Genomic DNA, 13732 nt, shown 5'->3' with positions numbered 1-13732 from the left:
CAGCTCTGGTATGCTTTGCGCCATATGTTCCAATACCGCAGGTCCCGGACCGCGGTCTCACCCCAAAGGAGTGCGCCATGCGCGAACAGGATTACGCCGTCCAACACGGCCAGCAGGTCGAGCAGCAGGAGGTCAGCAAGGTCCTGCGCAACACTTACAGCCTGCTGGCCCTTACCCTCGCCTTCAGCGGCATCATGGCCTTCGTCGCCCAGCAGATGCGCGTCGGCTACCCGAACATCTTCGTGGTGCTGATCGGCTTCTACGGGCTGTTCTTCCTCACCAACAAGCTGCGTGACTCGGCCTGGGGCCTGGTGTCCACCTTCGCCCTCACCGGCTTCATGGGCTTCATCCTCGGCCCTATCCTCAACCGCTACCTGGGCATGGCCGGCGGCGCCGAAGTGGTCAGCTCGGCCTTCGCCATGACCGCCCTGGTGTTCGGTGGCCTGTCGGCCTACGTGCTGATCACCCGCAAGGACATGAGCTTCCTCAGCGGTTTCATCACCGCCGGCTTCTTCGTCCTGCTGGGTGCCGTGGTGGCCAGCTTCTTCTTCCAGATCAGCGGCCTGCAACTGGCGATCAGCGCCGGCTTCGTGTTGTTCTCGTCGGTCTGCATCCTGTTCCAGACCAGCGCCATCATCCATGGCGGCGAACGCAACTACATCATGGCCACCATCAGCCTGTACGTGTCGATCTACAACCTGTTCGTCAGCCTGCTGCAACTGTTTGGCATCATGGGGCGCGACGACTGATCGCATCGGTAACCATTGCCCCACAAAAAGCCCGCTTCGGCGGGCTTTTTCGTGCCTGTTCGAAACGCTAGGGCTGGCGATCGATAGCCTGGCAAGCATTGACCTAAAAGTCAGCTTATTCAGTGTTTCATCCGCGATTATGTCGCCATCGTGCTTGCCTCTACCCCAATGCCGATTCAGCCCGTAGAATGCGCTCCTTTTTTCTTCCGGGGCAGCATTTCCCATGAGTTCACACGAACACGGCCCAGGCGCGGCGGCGCCTGCCAATGAACTGGTTCTTGGCCTGGAGGACAAGCCGCGGTTGTTGATCGGCCTGCTGGCGGCCCTGCAGCACCTGCTGGCGATCATCGTGCCGATCGTCACCCCAGGCCTGCTGATCTGCCAGGCCCTGGGCGTGTCGGCGCGGGACACCAACCTGATCGTGTCCATGTCGCTGGTGATCTCGGGTATCGCCACCTTCGTGCAGTGCAAGCGCTTCGGCCCGTTCGGCGCCGGGCTGCTGATCGTCCAGGGCACCAGCTTCAACTTCGTCGGCCCGCTGATTGCCGGTGGCGCCTTGATGGTCAAGCAAGGCACGCCGGTGGAAAGCGTGATGGCGGCGATCTTCGGCGTTGTGATCGCCGGCTCGTTCGTGGAAATGGGTGTTTCGCGCATCCTGCCCTTCGTCAAACGCCTGATCACCCCGCTGGTGACCGGCATCGTCGTGCTGATGATCGGCCTGACCCTGATCAAGGTCGGCCTGATCAGCATGGGCGGCGGCTTCGGCGCCATGGCCAACGGCACCTTTGCCGATGGCGAGAACCTGCTGCTGTCGGGCGTGGTGCTGGCGATCATCGTCATCCTCAACCGCATCCCGGTGGTGTGGATGCGCAGCTGCGCCATCGTCATCGCCCTGGCCGTGGGCTATGCCCTGGCCGGCTACCTGGGCCGCCTGGACTTCACCGGCATGCACCAGGCCGCGCTGTTCCAGGTGCCGACGCCGCTGCACTTCGGCCTGGGTTTCTCCTGGTCACTGTTCATCCCGATGCTGGTGATCTACCTGGTCACCTCGCTGGAAGCCATCGGTGATGTCACCGCCACCAGCAAGGTCTCGCGCCAGCCGGTGGAAGGCCCGGTATGGATGCAGCGGATCAAGGGCGGCGTGCTGGTCAACGGTGCCAACTCGTTGTTGGCGGGCGTGTTCAACACCTTCCCCAGCTCGGTATTCGCCCAGAACAACGGGGTGATCCAACTGACCGGCATTGCCAGCCGCCATATCGGCGTGTGGATTGCCGTGATGCTGATTCTGCTGGGGCTGTTCCCCTGCGTCGCCGGGGTGATCCAGGCAGTGCCGGAGCCGGTGCTGGGTGGCGCGGCCATGGTGATGTTCGGTGCGGTAGCCGCTTCGGGCATCAATATCCTGGCCAGCACCCGCCTCGATCGCCGCGCCTTGCTGATCATCGCCGTGTCGCTGTCCCTGGGGCTGGGCGTGGCGCAGGTACCGGAGTTCCTCGCGCACATGCCAGCGGCGCTGCGCAACGTGCTGGAGTCGGGGGTCGCCACCGGCGGCATCTGCGCCCTGCTGCTCAACTGGTTCCTGCCCGAGGGCAAGGAGCAGGCCTGAGCCGCGCCCGCCAGAGCAAAAAGCCCGCGCCCACCAGCGCGGGCTTTTTGCTTTATCATGGCCGCATTCATTTGCACGAGCCTTCCATGAAATTCGCCATCGCGGTCTTTTCCCCGGCCCATGCGCCCTCCTCGCGCCGCGCCTTGCGCTTTGCCGAGGCGGTACTGGCCGGCGGGCATGAAATAGCCCGGTTGTTCTTCTACCAGGACGGGGTGCACAGCGCCTCGGCCAACATCGTCACGCCCCAGGACGAGCTGGATGTGGCCGCGCAGTGGCGCACCTTCGTCAGCGACCATCGCCTGGACGCCGTGGTATGCATCGCCGCGGCCCTGCGCCGCGGTGTGCTGGACGACACCGAGGCCAACCGCTACCAGCGCCCGGCGGTGAACCTGCCGATGCCGTGGGAGCTGTCCGGCCTGGGCCAGTTGCACGAAGCTGCGCAACTGGCCGACCGCCTGGTCTGCTTCGGAGGCGACTGAAATGGCCAAATCCCTGTTGATCATCAGCCGTCAGGCGCCGTGGAGCGGCCCGTCCGCCCGCGAAGCTTTGGACATCGCCCTGGCCGGTGGCGCCTTCGACCTGCCGCTGGGCATGCTGTTCCTCGATGACGGCGTGTTCCAGCTAAGCACCGCCCAGCACCCCGATGCCGTGCAACAGAAGAACCTGACCGCCAACCTGCAGGCGCTGCCGATGTTCGGCGTCGAGGACCTGTTCGCCTGCGCCCACAGCCTGGCCTGCCGCGGCCTGGACAGCACAACGCTGGAACTCCCGGTCGCGGTGCTCGACGACGCCGCGCTGAGCGCGCTGATTGCCCGTTACGACCAGGTGGTGACGCTCTGATGAACACCCTGCATGTAATCGCCCACTCACCCTTCGGCGACGAGCGCCTGGCCAGTTGCCTGCGCCTGCTGGGCCCCCACGACGCGCTGCTGCTGTGCGGCGACGCCACCTACGCGCTCAAGGCTGGCAGCGCGCCGTCTGCCGCCCTGCAGGCCGCCAACCTCGGCGAGCGCCTGTTCGCCCTCGCGGAAGACCTGCACGCCCGCGGCCTCGACAGCCCCCTGGCCAAGGCCGTGGACTACCCGGCCTTCGTCGAACTTTCCCTGCACTACGACAAGGTCAACAGCTGGCTATGAGTACCCTGACTGTCGGCGAACGCGCCATAGCCCTGGACAAGGACGGCTTCCTGGTCGATTTGCAGGACTGGTCCCACGAAGCCGCCGAAGCCCTGGCGGCGCGCGAGGCCATCACCCTCACGGCGGACCACTGGGAAATCCTCGAACTGCTGCGCCAGTTCTACCAGGAGTACCAGCTGTCGCCGGCGACCCGCCCACTGATCAAGTACACCGCGCTCAAGCTGGGTGCAGACAAAGGCAACAGCCCACACCTGAACCGCCTGTTCAACGGCACCCCCGCCAAACTGGCCGCCAAGCTGGCGGGCCTGCCCAAGCCGACCAATTGCATATGACCGAGCCTCTGTCGAACATCGTCCGCCCCCTGACCCTGGAAACCCCGGCCGAGCACCCGTTCGCCGAATTCGTGCGCATCCTTGGCAAGGGCAAGCGCGGCGCCCGTGGCCTGAGCCGCGAGGAGGCCCGCGCGGCCATGACCTTGCTGCTCGAAGGCAAGGTCGAGGACACCCAACTCGGCGCCTTCCTGATGCTGCTGCGCCACAAGGAAGAAAGCGCCGAGGAGCTGGCTGGCTTCACCGAGGCCCTGCGGGCCCACCTCCAGGCGCCGGCCATTGCCGTCGACCTCGACTGGCCGAGCTATGCCGGCAAGAAGCGCCACCTGCCCTGGTACCTGCTGGCGGTCAAGTGCCTGGCCGCCAGTGGCGTGCGCATCCTGATGCACGGCGGCGGCGCCCACACCGCCGGCCGGCTGTACACCGAGCAGCTGCTTGAGCTGCTGGCGATCCCGTTGTGCCGCGATTGGGCCACCGTGGGCCAGGCACTGGATACCCAGCAGCTGGCGTTCTTCCCGCTGCAGGACTGGGCCCCACAGCTGCAACGCATGATCGACCTGCGCAACACCCTCGGCCTGCGCTCGCCAATCCATTCGCTGGCCCGGGTGCTCAACCCGCTGGCCGCCCGCTGTGGCCTGCAGAGCATCTTCCACCCCGGCTACCAGGCGGTGCACCGCGAGGCCAGCCGCCTGCTCGGCGACCATGCCCTGGTGATCAAGGGGGACGGCGGCGAGATCGAGGTCAACCCGGATGTCACCAGCCACCTCTACGGCGCCGCGGCCGGCGAAGCCTGGGACGAAGAATGGCCCGCCCTCAGCGCCCAGCGCCATGTCAAGCCAACCAGCCTGCAACCCCAGCACCTGCTGGCGGTTTGGCGCGGCGAGGCCGAGGACAGCTACGGCGAACTGGCCGTGGTCGCGACCATGGCCCTGGCGCTGCGCGGCCTTGGCCAGGGCCGCGAGCAGGCCTTCGCCCAGGCACGGGCTTACTGGCGCGCGCGCAACCCATCGATTTGATCGATTGGATAGCGGCATTCTTTGCGCTATTTATTCGAACGCTTTGCTCTAGACTGGGCTCCAACGACAAACACTGTGTTCCGAGGAGCTCGACATGGGCCTTTTGATCGAGGGTCGCTGGCATGACCAGTGGTACCAGACCAGCAAGGACGGCGCTTTCCAGCGCGAGAACGCGCAGCGCCGCAACCCGTTGCCCGCCGCCGAGGCCGGCCGCTATCACCTGTATGTGTCGCTGGCCTGCCCCTGGGCCCACCGCACCCTGATCCTGCGCGCCATCAAGGGCCTGGAGCCGTTGATCGAGGTGTCGGTGGTCAGCTGGTTGATGGGTGAGCACGGCTGGACCTTCGACCAGCAGCAAGGCTCCAGCGGCGATCACCTCGAGGCCCTGCAGTACCTGCACCAGCGCTACACCCAGGACGACCCGCACTACACCGGGCGCGTGACCGTGCCAGTGCTGTGGGACAAGCAGCAAAAGCGCATCGTCAACAACGAGTCGGCCGAGATCATCCGCATCTTCAACACGGCGTTCAACGACCTCACCGGCAACACCCTGGACCTGTACCCCGAGCCACTTCGCGCCACTATCGACGCACTCAACGCGCGTATCTACCCGGCAGTGAACAACGGCGTGTACCGCGCCGGCTTCGCCACCTCGCAAGACGCCTATGAAAAGGCCTTCGATGAGGTGTTCAACGAGCTGGACCAGCTGGAAGCGCTACTGGGCCGCCAGCGTTACCTGGCCGGGGAATACCTGACCGAGGCCGATGTGCGGCTGTTTACCACCCTGGTGCGCTTCGATGCGGTGTACCACGGGCACTTCAAGTGCAACCTGCGGCGCCTGGCGGACTATCCGAACCTGTCGAACTGGCTGCGCGAGCTGTACCAGTGGCCGGGCGTGGCGGGCACGGTGAACATGGAGCATATCCAGAAGCACTATTACATGAGCCACAAGACCATCAATCCGAACGGGATCGTGCCCAAGGGGCCGCTGCAGGACTTTGGCCTGCCCCATGACCGGGAGCGGCTGGCGGGCAAAGGGATCTGGCAGGCTTGAGAGGCCTGGGGCTGCATTGCAGCCCTTGCGCGCCACAAGGCCGCGCCTACAGGGGTACGCGATCCCTGCAGGCGCGGCCTTGTGGCGCGCAAGGGCCGCGAAGCGGCCCCAGCGATTTCAGTTGTCTTGCGAACCTTCAAACCATGCCAGCTTCTCGCGCAACTGCACCACCTCCCCTACGATCACCAGGGTCGGCGCATGCACTTCATGGCGCGCCACCAACTCGGGCAGGTCGGCCAGGGTCCCGGTGAACACCCGCTGGTTGCGCGTGGTGCCTTGCTGCACCAACGCCGCCGGGGTACTCGCCGCGCGGCCGTGGCGGATCAACTCGGCGCAGATGGTCGGCAACCCCACCAGCCCCATGTAGAACACCAGGGTCTGGGCCGGCGCCACCAGGTCATGCCAAGGCAGGTTGCTGGTGCCATCCTTCAAGTGCCCGGTGACGAAGCGCACCGACTGCGCATAGTCGCGGTGGGTCAGCGGAATGCCGCCGTAGGCGGAGCAACCACTGGCCGCGGTGATGCCTGGCACGACCTGGAACGGTATGCCTTCATCGGCCAGTTCCTCTATCTCCTCGCCACCGCGCCCGAAGATGAACGGATCGCCCCCCTTGAGCCGCAGCACGCGCTTGCCCTGGCGAGCCAGGTCCACCAGCAGGCGGTTGATCTGGTCCTGGGGCACGGCATGGTCGGCGCGGCGCTTGCCAACATAGATGCGCTCGGCGTCACGCCGGCACATCTCGATGATGGCCGGGGCCACCAAGCGGTCGTACAGCACCACGTCGGCCTGCTGCATCAGGCGCAAGGCGCGGAAGGTCAGCAGGTCCGGGTCGCCCGGGCCGGCACCCACCAGGTACACCTCGCCGCCCTGCTGCACCGGCGCGCCATCGACCATCGCCTGCAGCAGGCGCTCGGCCTCGCCGCCCTGCCCGGCCAGCTGACGCTCGGCGATCGGGCCCTGGAACACCTGCTCCCAGAAGCCGCGACGCTGGTTGACGTCCGGGTACAACGCCTTGACCTTGTCGCGAAAACGCGCGGCCAGCCCGGCCAGCTCGCCGTAGGCCGAAGGAATCCAGGCCTCCAGCTTGGCGCGGATCAGGCGCGCCAGCACCGGCGCATCGCCGCCGCTGGACACCGCCACCACCAGGGGCGAACGGTCGACGATGGCCGGGAAGATCACCGTGCACAAGGCCGGTGCGTCCACCACGTTGACCGGCAGGCTGCGCGCCTGGGCGTGGGCCGAGACCTGGGCATTGAGCCCGGCGTCGTCGGTGGCCGCGATCACCAGGCGGCATCCCTCGAGGTCAGCGGGCTGATAGCCTCGCACCAGGACCTCGCCGCCGCCCTCACGGGCCAGCGCGGCCAGTTGGCCGTCGACGTCCGGCGCCACCACCCGCAGCGCGGCACCGGCATCGGCCAGCAGGCGCGCCTTGCGCAAGGCGATCTCGCCACCGCCGACGACCAGTACCCGGCCACCCTGCAGCTTGTGGAACAGCGGCAGGTAGTCCATTTAGCGGATGACCTCGACACCCGCCATGTAGGGTTTGAGCACCTCCGGCACGCGGATCGAGCCGTCGGCCTGCTGGTAGTTCTCCAACACCGCCACCAGGGTACGGCCCACCGCCAGGCCGGAACCGTTGAGGGTGTGCACCAGCTCCGGCTTGCCGGTTTCCGGGTTGCGCCAGCGCGCCTGCATGCGCCGCGCCTGGAAGTCACCGCAGTTGGAGCAGGAGCTGATCTCGCGGTATTTGTCCTGGCTCGGCACCCAGACTTCCAGGTCGAAGGTCTTCACCGCGCCAAAGCCCATGTCACCGGTGCACAAGGCCAGCACGCGGTAGGGCAGTTCCAGCAGTTGCAGCACGCGCTCGGCGTTGGCCGTCATGCCGTCCAGCGCTGCCATGGACTTGCTCGGCTCCACCACCTGGACCATCTCGACCTTGTCGAACTGGTGCTGGCGGATCATGCCGCGGGTATCGCGCCCCGACGCACCGGCTTCGCTGCGGAAACACGGGGAATGGGCGACGAACTTCACCGGCAGTTGCTTGGCATCGAGGATCGCGCCGGACACCAGGTTGGTCAGCGACACTTCGGAGGTAGGGATCAGGTAGAAATCGGCTTCGCCTTCGCGGCTGATCTTGAACAGGTCTTCCTCGAATTTCGGCAACTGGCCGGTGCCCATCAGGGCCGGCGCTTGCACCAGGTAAGGCGTGTAGGCCTCTTCGTAGCCATGCTCGCCGGTATGCAGGTTGATCATGAACTGCGCCAGGGCGCGGTGCAGACGGGCAATCGGCCCGCGCAGCACGGCAAAGCGCGCACCCGACATCTTGGCGGCGGCCTCGAAGTCCAGGCCGCCGCTGATCTCGCCCAGGGCGACGTGGTCCTTGATCTCGAAGTCGAAGCTGCGCGGGGTGCCCCAACGGCGCACCTCGACGTTGTCGTCCTCGTTGGCACCGACCGGCACGCTGGCGTCCGGCAGGTTGGGGATGGTCAGCAGGATGGCGTCCAGCTCGGCCTGGATACCGTCCAGCTCGCTCTTGCCTGCAGCCAGTTCATTGGCCATGCGCTCGACATCGGCCATCAGCGGAGCGATGTCCTCGCCCTTGGCCTTGGCCTGGCCGATGGACTTGGAACGGGCGTTACGCTCGGCCTGCAGCTGCTCGGTGCGGGTCTGCACCGCCTTGCGGCGCTCTTCCAGTGATTCGATGCGCGCGACATCCAGGCTGAAGCCACGGGAGGCCAGGCGATCCGCCACTTCCTGAAGTTGGCCGCGTAACAGTTTGGAATCGAGCATATCGTTCTCTCGTTATAGGTAGGTGTTGGTTCAGAATCGGGTCAGGGCAAGGCCGGCCCAGGTCGCGAGCAGGCCGCCCACCACGCTGATAATGGTATAGCCCAAGGCCAGCGGCAGCTGCCCGCTTTCCATCAGGCGCACGGTATCGAGCGAGAAGGAGGAAAAAGTGGTCAGGCCGCCCAGAAAGCCCACCATCAGCCCGGCGCGCAGCTCGACCGGTGCCAGGGGCTTGTGCAGGAACAGTCCGTACAACAGGCCGATCAACAGGCAGCCCACCAGGTTGACCGCCAGCGTACCGGCATAGAAGTGCCGTGGCCAGTGGGCGGCGACCCAGTTGGCGGTGGCGAAGCGCATCAAGGTGCCGGCGATGCCACCGGCACTGACCGCGGCGATGAGTGCGATCACGGCTTTCTCCGCTGGCGGGGGCTGTTGCGGTCGAGCTCGGCCAGGTGGCGCAGTTTCTCGCCGATCTTCAGCTCCAGGCCACGCGGCACCGGCTGGTAGTACTGGCGCGGCTCAAGCTGGTCAGGGAAATAGTCTTCGCCGGCGGCATAGGCATCAGGTTCATCGTGGGCATAGCGATACTCGTCGCCATAACCCAGCTGCTTCATCAGCTTGGTCGGCGCATTGCGCAGGTGCAGCGGCACTTCCAGCGAGCCGTGCTCGGCGGCCTCGCGCAGGGCAGTCTTGAAGCCCATGTACACCGCGTTGCTCTTCGGCGCGCAGGCCAGGTAGGTGATGGCCTGGGCCACCGCCAGTTCCCCCTCGGGGCTGCCCAGGCGCTCTTGCACGTCCCACGCCGCCAGGCACAGGCTGAGCGCGCGCGGGTCGGCGTTGCCGATGTCTTCGCTGGCCATGCGCACCACGCGCCGGGCGATGTACAGCGGGTCGCAGCCGCCGTCGAGCATGCGCGCAAACCAGTACAGGGCGCCATCGGGGTTGGAGCCGCGCACCGACTTGTGCAGTGCGGAGATCTGGTCGTAGAACGCCTCGCCGCCCTTGTCGAAACGGCGGCGGCTGTCGCCGAGCAGGCTTTGCAGCATCTGCACGTCGATCTCGCTGCCGTCTTCGGCCAGGTCGGAGGCGTTTTCGAGGAAGTTGAGCATGCGCCGGCCGTCGCCGTCGGCGGCGGCCATGAGCATCTTGAAGGCTTCGTCGCCCACCCGCAGGTTGCGCTTGCCCAGGCCCCGCTCCTCGCTGAGCGCGCGGTTGACCAGCTTGCGCAGCGCCGCCTCGTCCAGGCTCTTGAGCACGTAGACACGCGCCCGTGACAGCAGCGCGTTGTTCAGCTCGAACGAGGGGTTCTCGGTGGTGGCGCCGATGAACAGCAGCGTGCCGTCTTCCACATAGGGCAGGAAGGCATCCTGTTGCGACTTGTTGAAGCGATGCACCTCGTCGACGAACAGGATGGTGCGCCGGCCGTACTGGCCGGCCTGCTGCTTGGCCACCTCGACCGCCTGGCGAATCTCCTTGACCCCGGCCAGCACCGCCGACACCGTCTCGAAGTGGGCATCGCAGAACTGCGCCAGCAGCCGCGCCAGGGTGGTCTTGCCCACCCCGGGCGGGCCCCAGAAGATCATCGAGTGCAGCGCGCCCTGCTCCAGCGCCTCGCGCAGCGGCTTGCCGCGCGCCAGCAGGTGTTCCTGGCCGACGTACTCGTCCAGGTTGGACGGGCGCAGGCGGGCGGCCAGGGGCTGGGCGACAGGTTCGCTACGAAACAGGTCCATCACAGGCTCCGTTTACTCCTTGATGACGTCCGCGCCTTTGGGGATGTCGAAGGTGAATCGACTGGCCGGCACTGGCTGGTTGGCCTTGACGCCATTGAACAGGATGTTGGTGCGTTGGCCGACGCTGTCGACCAGCTGCATGTCATTGATCAGGCCCTTGCGGAACGACACGCGCAGCGAGTCGAACAAGGTGTCCTTGGTCTTGGGCTTGAGGGTGAAGTCCATCACCTCGCCCTGCTCCTTGGAGCTGATGTCGAAGCTCTGGCTGATCTTCGACACATCGCCCGACAGCAGCAGCGCCGGGGTCTGGTTCAGGCGCACATCGAGCTTCTTGACGGTGGCCTGCTCCAGGTCCGGATCCCACAGGGTGACGTTCTTGCCGTCGGACACCACCACCTGCTCCTGAGGCGCGTCGGTGTGCCAGTAGAACAGGCCTGGGCGCTTGACGGTCATCTTGCCGGACGTTTCCTGCAGGCTGGTGCCGCTGGCGTCGATGGTCAGCTGGGAGAAATTGGCCTCGATGGTCTGCGACTTTTCCAGCAACTGGGTCAGGCGTTGCACGTCCTGTTCGCCGGCCTGGGCCGACAGGCTGGCCGCGGCCAGGGCAGAAACCAACAACATGCGAATCGCGCGCATGGGAATCCTCATTGAGCATTGAATAGGCCGGGCGCCACCCTTGGCGCCCGGCGAGGTGATCATCAATCGCGCGGGCCGCCCGGGGCAATCACTTCCCGCGAGCCGTTGCTGTTCATCGGCGTGACCACGCCGGCCATCTCCATCGCCTCGATCATCCGCGCGGCGCGGTTGTAGCCGATCTTGAGCTTGCGCTGCACCGCCGAGATCGACGCCCGGCGGCTTTCCAGCACGAACTGCACCGCTTCGTCGTACAGGGCATCGCTTTCCGAATCTTCGCCATCGCCGCCACCGCCGCCGCCATCGAAGCCGCTGCCGGCCTCCTCGACGCCGTTGAGGATGTCGTCGTTGTAGTCCGGCGCACCACGCAGCTTCCACGCCTCCACGGTACGGTGCACCTCGTCGTCGGAAACGAATGCGCCGTGCACGCGAATCGGCAGGCTGGTGCCCGGCGGCATGTACAGCATGTCACCGTGGCCCAGCAGCTGTTCGGCGCCACCCTGGTCGATGATGGTCCGCGAGTCGATCTTGCTCGACACCTGGAACGCCATGCGGGTCGGGATGTTGGCCTTGATCAGGCCGGTGATCACGTCCACCGACGGGCGCTGGGTGGCGAGGATCAGGTGGATACCGGCGGCACGGGCCTTCTGCGCGATACGGGCGATCAGCTCTTCGACCTTCTTGCCGACGATCATCATCATGTCGGCGAATTCGTCGACCACCACCACGATGGTCGGCAGGGTCTTGAGCGCCGGTGGCTCGTCGTCCATGCTCTCGCGGCGATACAGCGGGTCGTGGATGACCTCGCCGGCTTCCTGGGCATCCTTGATCTTGCGGTTGAAGCCCGCCAGGTTGCGCACGCCCATGGCCGCCATCAGCTTGTAGCGGCGCTCCATCTCGGCGACGCTCCAGCGCAGGGCGTTGGCGGCGTCCTTCATGTCGGTGACCACCGGGCACAGCAGGTGCGGGATGCCTTCGTAGATCGACAGCTCGAGCATTTTCGGGTCGATCATGATCAGCCGCGCGTCTTCCGGGCCCGACTTGAACAGGATCGACAGGATCATCGCGTTCACGCCCACCGACTTACCGGAACCGGTGGTACCGGCCACCAGCAGGTGCGGCATCTTCGCCAGGTCGGTGATCACCGGCTTGCCACCGATGTCGTGACCCAGGGCCAGGGTCACCGGCGACTTGTTCTCGTCGAACTGCGGCGACGACAGCACTTCGGAGAAGCGCACCATCTGGCGGTTTTCGTTGGGGATTTCGATACCCACGGTGGTCTTGCCGGGGATTACCTCGACCACCCGCACGCTGGTCACGGCCAGCGAGCGCGCCAGGTCCTTGGCCAGGTTGGCGATGCGGCTGACCTTGACCCCGGCCGCCGGCTGGATTTCGTAGCGGGTGATGACCGGGCCCGGGTGGATCGAGTCCACCGAGACTTCGACGCCGAATTCCTTGAGCTTGATTTCCAGCAGATGGCCAACCGCGGCCAGGGATTCTGGCGAGTACTCGACCTTTTTCTGCTCGGCCGGGTCGAGGATGGAGATAGACGGCAGGGTGCCTTCGACGGCGCTGTCGACGAACAGCGGCGCTTGCTTCTCCTTCATGACCCGCTTGCTTGGCTCGGGGGCCTTGACCGGCGGCGCCGGGATGTTGATCACCGGGGCCGGCTGCTGTTCGCGCTGGGCAATGTGCTTGGTCAGCGCCTCGTCGCGCTCGATGATGCGCTCGCGGGCCTTGACCTGCTCGCGCTTGTCCGCGACCACCGGGGCGACCACCTCGTCGACCTGCTCGTCCACTTCGCGCAGTTGCGCCACCAGGCGCTTGCGTTCGTTGCGCGCCTCCCACCAGCGATTGGCGGCGCTCTGCACCAGCTCGAACAGATCAAGGGTGATCTTGCCGGTGACATCCATCACTTTGAACCAGGACAGGTCGGTGAACACGGTCAGGCCGAACAGGAACAGGGCGATGAACATCAGCGTGCTGCCCTGCACGTTCAGCAGGTTGCGCGCCAGGTCGCCCAGGCTCTCGCCCAGGGCGCCCCCGGCGGAGAACGGCAGGCTCGCCGACGGATGGAAGTGGATATGCGCCAGCGCCGCGCCCGACAGCACCAGGAACACCAGGCCGATCAGGCGCCAGGAGAACAGCCAGCCGCTCCACTGCCAGGGCTGGTGGCGCTCGCGGAAGATCTGCCAGGTCTTGATCGCCAGCAGCAGCGGGAAGATATAGGCGAAGTAGCCAAGGACCATGAACAGGATGTCGGCAAAATAGGCGCCGGCGCGGCCAGCGGCGTTTTGCACCTGGTCGGCGTTGCTGGTGTGGCTGAAGCCCGGGTCGGACGTGTCGTAGGTCAGCAGGGCCATCCACAGGTACAGGCACAGGGCACCGACGGCGATCAGCGCACCTTCCTTGAGTCGGTAGTGCAGCTGCTGCCGCCACAGGGGCACGGGCAAGGGAGCTGGAGTTGCGGTGGATTTCTTCAAAACGCGTCTATTCCTGCGCGTGCTGCGCGTCCAATAGTGATCGGCCGGTCGCTGGCCAATGAACCACTACTTTTAACATTACTGCCCGCCAGCCGCCATGACGGTACGTCATGCGGGGCTCAAGTGGGGGCTGATTTCACATGCCTGCAATTTGAGCATGCATTTTCTTTTGTGACAAAGGCTTATGCTGTGTTTTTGCACAGGTATGACAG

Annotated in this window: 14 protein-coding genes; 8 read left to right on the top strand and 6 right to left on the bottom strand. The window is 65.8% G+C overall.

Annotated elements, in window-relative coordinates:
• Nucleotides 1-77 precede the first annotated feature (77 nt).
• The 8 genes from KSS95_RS12795 (at nt 78) to KSS95_RS12760 (ending at nt 5887) form a co-directional block, all read left to right on the top strand.
• Nucleotides 78-749: a Bax inhibitor-1/YccA family protein gene (locus tag KSS95_RS12795; protein WP_028692373.1), complete on the top strand. Its 672-nt coding sequence runs from the start codon at nt 78-80 to the stop codon at nt 747-749.
• A 223-nt stretch (nt 750-972) separates the two neighbouring features.
• Nucleotides 973-2352, top strand: a complete 1380-nt coding sequence (locus tag KSS95_RS12790) for a nucleobase:cation symporter-2 family protein (RefSeq protein ID WP_217847473.1) — start codon at nt 973-975, stop codon at nt 2350-2352.
• 86 nt (nt 2353-2438) lie between these two features.
• Nucleotides 2439-2831, top strand: a complete 393-nt coding sequence (gene tusD / locus KSS95_RS12785) for a sulfurtransferase complex subunit TusD (RefSeq protein WP_217847472.1) — start codon at nt 2439-2441, stop codon at nt 2829-2831.
• A gap of 1 nt (nt 2832) precedes the next feature.
• Nucleotides 2833-3192, top strand: coding sequence for a sulfurtransferase complex subunit TusC (gene tusC, locus KSS95_RS12780; RefSeq protein WP_217847471.1), 360 nt, complete (start codon nt 2833-2835; stop codon nt 3190-3192).
• The gene (gene tusB, locus KSS95_RS12775; RefSeq protein WP_217847470.1) at nt 3192-3488 is read left to right on the top strand and encodes a sulfurtransferase complex subunit TusB; all 297 of its coding nucleotides are present in this window, start codon (nt 3192-3194) and stop codon (nt 3486-3488) included. The genes tusC and tusB overlap by 1 nt, the downstream gene beginning before the upstream one ends.
• Entirely contained in the window at nt 3485-3820 is a 336-nt protein-coding gene (locus KSS95_RS12770) for a TusE/DsrC/DsvC family sulfur relay protein (protein WP_217847469.1), read from the top strand. Before tusB ends, KSS95_RS12770 begins: the two co-directional genes overlap by 4 nt.
• Nucleotides 3817-4833, top strand: a complete 1017-nt coding sequence (locus KSS95_RS12765; protein ID WP_217847468.1) for a glycosyl transferase family protein — start codon at nt 3817-3819, stop codon at nt 4831-4833. Before KSS95_RS12770 ends, KSS95_RS12765 begins: the two co-directional genes overlap by 4 nt.
• Before the next feature lie 94 nt (nt 4834-4927).
• Nucleotides 4928-5887: a glutathione S-transferase family protein gene (locus KSS95_RS12760; RefSeq protein WP_217847467.1), complete on the top strand. Its 960-nt coding sequence runs from the start codon at nt 4928-4930 to the stop codon at nt 5885-5887.
• Between the two features lie 117 nt (nt 5888-6004).
• On the opposite strand, the gene cysG is transcribed toward KSS95_RS12760, so the two are convergent.
• From cysG to ftsK, 6 genes are all read right to left on the bottom strand, one after another.
• Entirely contained in the window at nt 6005-7396 is a 1392-nt protein-coding gene (gene cysG, locus KSS95_RS12755; RefSeq protein ID WP_217847466.1) for a siroheme synthase CysG, read from the bottom strand.
• Entirely contained in the window at nt 7397-8677 is a 1281-nt protein-coding gene (gene serS, locus KSS95_RS12750; RefSeq protein WP_217847465.1) for a serine--tRNA ligase, read from the bottom strand.
• Nucleotides 8678-8707: 30 nt separating this feature from the next.
• On the bottom strand, nt 8708-9082 hold the full coding sequence (gene crcB / locus KSS95_RS12745) for a fluoride efflux transporter CrcB (protein ID WP_217847464.1): 375 nt from the start codon (nt 9080-9082) through the stop codon (nt 8708-8710).
• Entirely contained in the window at nt 9079-10404 is a 1326-nt protein-coding gene (locus tag KSS95_RS12740; RefSeq protein ID WP_134692784.1) for a replication-associated recombination protein A, read from the bottom strand. Before KSS95_RS12740 ends, crcB begins: the two co-directional genes overlap by 4 nt.
• A 12-nt stretch (nt 10405-10416) precedes the next feature.
• A complete protein-coding gene (gene lolA, locus KSS95_RS12735; protein WP_217847463.1) occupies nt 10417-11040 on the bottom strand; it encodes an outer membrane lipoprotein periplasmic chaperone LolA in 624 nt (207 codons plus the stop codon).
• A gap of 62 nt (nt 11041-11102) precedes the next feature.
• On the bottom strand, nt 11103-13520 hold the full coding sequence (ftsK, locus tag KSS95_RS12730; protein WP_217847462.1) for a DNA translocase FtsK: 2418 nt from the start codon (nt 13518-13520) through the stop codon (nt 11103-11105).
• Nucleotides 13521-13732 lie beyond the last annotated feature (212 nt).

The sequence above is a fragment of the Pseudomonas muyukensis genome, from assembly GCF_019139535.1.
GTDB lineage: Bacteria > Pseudomonadota > Gammaproteobacteria > Pseudomonadales > Pseudomonadaceae > Aquipseudomonas > Aquipseudomonas muyukensis.
The sequence above is the reverse complement of the archived record's forward strand: the minus strand, read 5'-3'. Positions and strand labels throughout refer to the sequence as shown.

Coding starts and splice junctions, on each gene's coding strand:
- tusB (WP_217847470.1), top strand. CDS start 3,192: ATGAACACCCTGCATGTAATCGCCCACTCACCCTTCGGCGACGAGCGC.
- KSS95_RS12765 (WP_217847468.1), top strand. CDS start 3,817: ATGACCGAGCCTCTGTCGAACATCGTCCGCCCCCTGACCCTGGAAACC.
- KSS95_RS12760 (WP_217847467.1), top strand. CDS start 4,928: ATGGGCCTTTTGATCGAGGGTCGCTGGCATGACCAGTGGTACCAGACC.
- KSS95_RS12790 (WP_217847473.1), top strand. CDS start 973: ATGAGTTCACACGAACACGGCCCAGGCGCGGCGGCGCCTGCCAATGAA.
- lolA (WP_217847463.1), bottom strand. CDS start 11,040: ATGCGCGCGATTCGCATGTTGTTGGTTTCTGCCCTGGCCGCGGCCAGC.
- tusC (WP_217847471.1), top strand. CDS start 2,833: ATGGCCAAATCCCTGTTGATCATCAGCCGTCAGGCGCCGTGGAGCGGC.
- KSS95_RS12795 (WP_028692373.1), top strand. CDS start 78: ATGCGCGAACAGGATTACGCCGTCCAACACGGCCAGCAGGTCGAGCAG.
- cysG (WP_217847466.1), bottom strand. CDS start 7,396: ATGGACTACCTGCCGCTGTTCCACAAGCTGCAGGGTGGCCGGGTACTG.
- serS (WP_217847465.1), bottom strand. CDS start 8,677: ATGCTCGATTCCAAACTGTTACGCGGCCAACTTCAGGAAGTGGCGGAT.
- tusD (WP_217847472.1), top strand. CDS start 2,439: ATGAAATTCGCCATCGCGGTCTTTTCCCCGGCCCATGCGCCCTCCTCG.
- KSS95_RS12740 (WP_134692784.1), bottom strand. CDS start 10,404: ATGGACCTGTTTCGTAGCGAACCTGTCGCCCAGCCCCTGGCCGCCCGC.
- KSS95_RS12770 (WP_217847469.1), top strand. CDS start 3,485: ATGAGTACCCTGACTGTCGGCGAACGCGCCATAGCCCTGGACAAGGAC.